Raw genomic sequence first — 4,482 nt, 5'->3', positions numbered from 1 at the left:
GCGCTTATGTTCTTCACAGTAACGTCCTTTGCTTATCTTGTTATGGCAGCCATTGAAATCACAGTATTTCATGATAGTAAGTCAATGATGTCTTTTTTCTTTTTAACATCATCTGGAATCTCAATACCTAGCTCATCAGCATACTCACATAACTCCTTTATTGCCTTGTTATGTAAGATAAGCTCTGTACCTGCTTCACCAATTACCAACTTATCTTTAGTCAAATAGCCTCCTGTTGTAAATCCTTTATCAGCGATTATACTCTCATGATTAACTGTTACTTCAAATCCTGGTTCTTCACCAGTTGGCACAAATAAGCTTCGCTTTTCAGCTGTATCCCAGTATTCTGTACCCACTATTGTCTTTCTTGTCTCTACTACCATTCAGATTCATCCTTTCATTTTATCGTTATCAAAGGACATATTTAAAATTATCGTATGCAATTCATTATGTTATAGTATTCCTACTCTTTATCAATTCACTTTTAAAAATAAAAAGACAAACTTGATATATATCAAGTTTGTCTTTCTTAATTAAATAATTAATCCATTTAAAATACCTAAAATTATAAGGATTAAATATTTAAAATAACTCATGCTTAGTAGATTAGCATACTTATTTCGAAAGAGATATTTTATCCCTTCTATTCCACCTACAATAATAAAACTAGGTATTATTACATCTACTAAAAAATCAACTTTTGAATTAGTAATCCATGTTGGCATAACTATAAAAATACAAATAAAAATAATATCTACTACAATATTAAAATTAAAATCTTTACTACTATTTTTAATTTCAATATCATCTTTATAAGTTGTAATTGTATTTTTAAAGTATACTAATCCAGATATCAAAATACATATCCCAAATAAAACATTAATTCCAATAAGTATCAATTCCATTATAAAGCCCTACTTACATGCAGCCCAAACACCTGTAGCACCAGTTAATTCTCCAGCTAATCCTACAAGAGCTTGTCCACCTACACGCATTCTTTCTTCCCAAGTAGATGCTTGCACAAGAAGTTTTGCAGCTTCTCCAAAACCACCTAATGCATTAATATATTTTTTAATTTTAAGCAATTTAGAAACAGCAATTAAATTCCCACCTACAAAAGCGGCTAAAGCACCAGAACATTTACCTATTTTAATCCAATCAGGATCAGCAATCACTGGGAATGCAGTGTTCTCATCAAAATCAACCACTTGAATCAATTTATTTCCATCGACTTTATACTGTGTAGAAACTGATTTTCCATTTGCATCTTTCGCCCAAGCAGGCATAAAAACACTTTGAATTATATTTTCTCCATCAACTATAAATACTTCACCTGTATCATATTCTTCGCCTAAATATTCCGCAGCTGTAACTAGTTTACCACCATTTGGGATATCAATAACAAACTCGTATTCTTTTGGTGCAGTTTGATTTTTAATTTTAATTAATGATCGAACACCATCTTTAGTCGTTTGTACAGCTAAATCAGCTGGTTGCTTTTCATCTTGATAAACAAGAGTCCCATTATTTGTTTGAATAACTTCACTCGAATTTAAGTCTGGAAGAGAAATATGTAAAGATTCCGCTCTATCCTTAATAGTAATAGGGTTTGAGTTTAATGTAGTCGGAATTTCCACTGTACTTAATTCATTCTTAATAACTTTTTTCTCTTTAGAATCTATTTTAAAATCATTTAAAATATCATCAACCCCTGTGTTTTTTTCAATCATTAAAGCTGTCGAGTTCGCTTCTTTTTGTGCATTTTTACTTTCAGCATTAATTGAAGGTGTCATTATAGATATACTCATAGCACCTACAATTAACCCACTTAAAAATTTTTCAGATAAAATGTTCATAAAATCCTCCTAATAAGATACAAATTTTTATACCTTAATAAACTTATATCTTATTAAACAATTAAACAAGTCTGGTAATACAAAAAAATTCCTAATATAATAAAGATGAAACATGTGTTTCATTAACAAAATTAAACAAATATTTAATAAAATTAATAATTATTTTTTCAAAATTACTCCCGCCTTTTTGAATGAAAGGCAAAAAGGCTAGCCTCCAAAATTAAAGTAGCCCTTCGGCTAATACTTCCTAAATCATACGAAGAATGCGAAGTATAAGAAGATGAATGGCTATCACTGTCATAGCTTCCATACGTTACATTTGATGTCATTGTATGATGAAACCACATATTATTTGTTGTACAATCTTTATTTCTTTTTACAGGCTCTTGCTCCACTTCCTTATTCTGTTCTTTCTTTTGAAAAATAAAATGTTCCTCCGCCTCCTCCACATTTTAAGAATTCTTTTAATATAAGGTATTTGTCCTATCACTAACATTATTAAATTTTCATATAATGCTTTAGAATAATATCATTTCATTAGGAGGACAAGAATTTGAATTTTAAACGAATGTTTACAGCTTTAGCATGTAGCACACTCTTATTACTACCTTTCACTTCTATTCCTACACATGCACAAGAAGTGGATACACATCAACCCTCCATATCTAGCAAACTACCAGTTATAGGTGAGCCTTTGCCAAAGGTTAATCCCGCTAAAATCACAACTCCTCTAAATCCCTTCTCATCCTCAGACATCGAGATTTCTAATTCTCTGCTTCATGCTTTAGCTCCAACTCGTACGGTTACAATTTTAATTGCAGCTGATGAAGAATACCGTGCTGCTCATCCTGACTGGAAAACAATTACTGCACAAATGGTAGAAAAAGCAGATAATAGCTTTTGGGCAGAGCATAACATTAACTTTATTGTAAAAGGCTACGCGAATTGGAAATCTGACGGTGCAAATAGTAGTGCCATTTTAGCTGATTTAAATGCTGAATGGAAAAATAATACACAATATGACTTTGTCATTGGATTTACTAAGGATAGTAAATTTACAGCTGGTGGCATTGCTTATGTCTATTCTTCAGCGCCTCAAAGCGGTGTTAGCGTTGTGCTTGATCAAGGGACAACCTCTACTCCATATGCGATTCAGCATGAATGGTCTCACAATTACGGATTATCACATGATGCTTCTGGTAGTGATATTAAATGTATGATGAACTATGACTACGCTTACTCTGTGAATTATTGGGATGCTTCACACGATGCTTTAATTGAAAGCCACCGTAATTGGTACGGTTCTTAACTAAAGAACACTTGCAAAGGGTATGAAACATACTCTTTGCTACATAAAAGCAAAAAAGCATCTCAAAGGATGCTCTTTCTTTTCAACGGCTACATTCAATCTTGTACCATCGAAAGCTGGTTTCGGATTTTACGTATCATCACTATGGATCGTCTAGACAAAATAATAAAAATTTGTATGAGGTGTGTTTTCCGCCACTTCCCACCATACAAATATAACACGTTTCTTCCAAAACAACCGACACTTTTCCTGCCAAAAAGTGGTCACGACTCTGCCACTATTTATCCACTTATTTCAAACGTTTTAATTTCATTTGTTAATTCTACTGAAGCTCCTAAAAATGTTTGTTCCAAATTCATGATTTTCTTTTGAATTAGCCATTCTGGATATGCCAGTTGCTCAAGTATCATTCTATAATAATCTGGGTTTAATCTTAATGTGTTAGGGTTTCCTCTCTGTTGCATTTGAAATTGAACCAATGCTTGTAACAGTTCTTCACACGCCATTCGCTTCACCTCTCTTTTATTATATATAACTTGTATACGCAAGAGGACAAGTTTATGTGTTTCAATTACCCATATCTTATATTGTGTGTCATTCACTGCAACCTTAGAACCCTTGTTATCTATGATGTTATCAAACTTTCATTTTCCAATGCGACAGTCCGAAAGTTATGGTTCATTCCTAAAAAACACAAAAGAAAAAACAATGATTAGATTTTAAATCTGCTCATTGCTTTATCCATTGCGTCTTGATTGACTCCTATATACCGTAGCGTGACTTTCTCTGATGAATGATTGAATATCTCCATCAATAAAGCAATATTCTTCGTTTGCAAGTACATATGATATCCATAGGTTTTGCGTAATGTATGGGTACCGATTTCATCCAATCCAAACTCTCCAGCCGTACGCTTTAATATCTTATATGCCATACTACGACCAATTGGTCGATTCTTTCCTTTTCTACTCTTTAGTACATATTCCTCCTCTCCTCTTCCTTCGTTAAACCATTTCAATTCTCTTTTTAAAGATGATGTGATTTGAATCCGTTTTTGCTTCCCCGTCTTCATTTCACGCATGGAAATATGACTCCCTTGTACATCTCCCACTGTCAATTTTAGAATATCGCTTATGCGTAGCCCTGTATTAATCCCTAGAACAAACAACATATAGTTTCGTTCATTCTTTTCTTTTAAATATTCTTTGATTTGTTGGATTTGCTCTGGATCACGTATGGGCTGGACAAAATTCATGATTCATTCCCTCCAGTTTTTTCAGTTTCATAAACTTCTAATCTAAGAGCAAAAGACAGTTT

General features: G+C 32.9%; 6 protein-coding genes and 1 pseudogene. 1 reads left to right on the top strand and 6 read right to left on the bottom strand.

Annotated elements, in window-relative coordinates; genetic code table 11:
• The 4 genes and pseudogenes from MHH55_RS36290 to MHH55_RS36275 form a co-directional block, all read right to left on the bottom strand.
• Positions 1–72: pseudogene (locus MHH55_RS36290) on the bottom strand (HNH endonuclease); the annotation flags it as partial.
• Positions 69–383, bottom strand: coding sequence for a hypothetical protein (locus MHH55_RS36285; RefSeq protein WP_069354810.1), 315 nt, complete (start codon positions 381–383; stop codon positions 69–71). The pseudogene MHH55_RS36290 and the gene MHH55_RS36285, both read right to left, overlap by 4 nt.
• Positions 384–533: 150 nt before the next feature.
• The gene (locus MHH55_RS36280; RefSeq protein WP_069354809.1) at positions 534–905 is read right to left on the bottom strand and encodes a hypothetical protein; all 372 of its coding nucleotides are present in this window, start codon (positions 903–905) and stop codon (positions 534–536) included.
• A gap of 9 nt (positions 906–914) precedes the next feature.
• Positions 915–1,856 carry a hypothetical protein gene (locus MHH55_RS36275; protein WP_078188058.1) on the bottom strand — a complete coding sequence of 314 codons (942 nt, stop codon included), beginning with the start codon at positions 1,854–1,856 and terminating at the stop codon, positions 915–917.
• A gap of 553 nt (positions 1,857–2,409) precedes the next feature.
• On the opposite strand from MHH55_RS36275, the gene MHH55_RS36270 reads away from it, so the two are divergent.
• Positions 2,410–3,165, top strand: coding sequence for a zinc-dependent metalloprotease (locus tag MHH55_RS36270; protein ID WP_078188060.1), 756 nt, complete (start codon positions 2,410–2,412; stop codon positions 3,163–3,165).
• 281 nt (positions 3,166–3,446) lie between these two features.
• On the opposite strand, the gene MHH55_RS36265 is transcribed toward MHH55_RS36270, so the two are convergent.
• On the bottom strand, positions 3,447–3,671 hold the full coding sequence (locus MHH55_RS36265; protein WP_069354806.1) for a hypothetical protein: 225 nt from the start codon (positions 3,669–3,671) through the stop codon (positions 3,447–3,449).
• Between the two features lie 206 nt (positions 3,672–3,877).
• Complete coding sequence (locus tag MHH55_RS36260) at positions 3,878–4,420, bottom strand: site-specific integrase (RefSeq protein ID WP_065485748.1); 543 nt, start codon at positions 4,418–4,420, stop codon at positions 3,878–3,880.
• Between the last annotated feature and the right edge of the window lie 62 nt (positions 4,421–4,482).

It is taken from the genome of Bacillus sp. FSL K6-2944 (genome assembly GCF_038005385.1).
GTDB classification, from domain to species: Bacteria; Bacillota; Bacilli; order Bacillales; family Bacillaceae_G; genus Bacillus_A; species Bacillus_A cereus.
The sequence above is the reverse complement of the archived record's forward strand: the minus strand, read 5'-3'. Positions and strand labels throughout refer to the sequence as shown.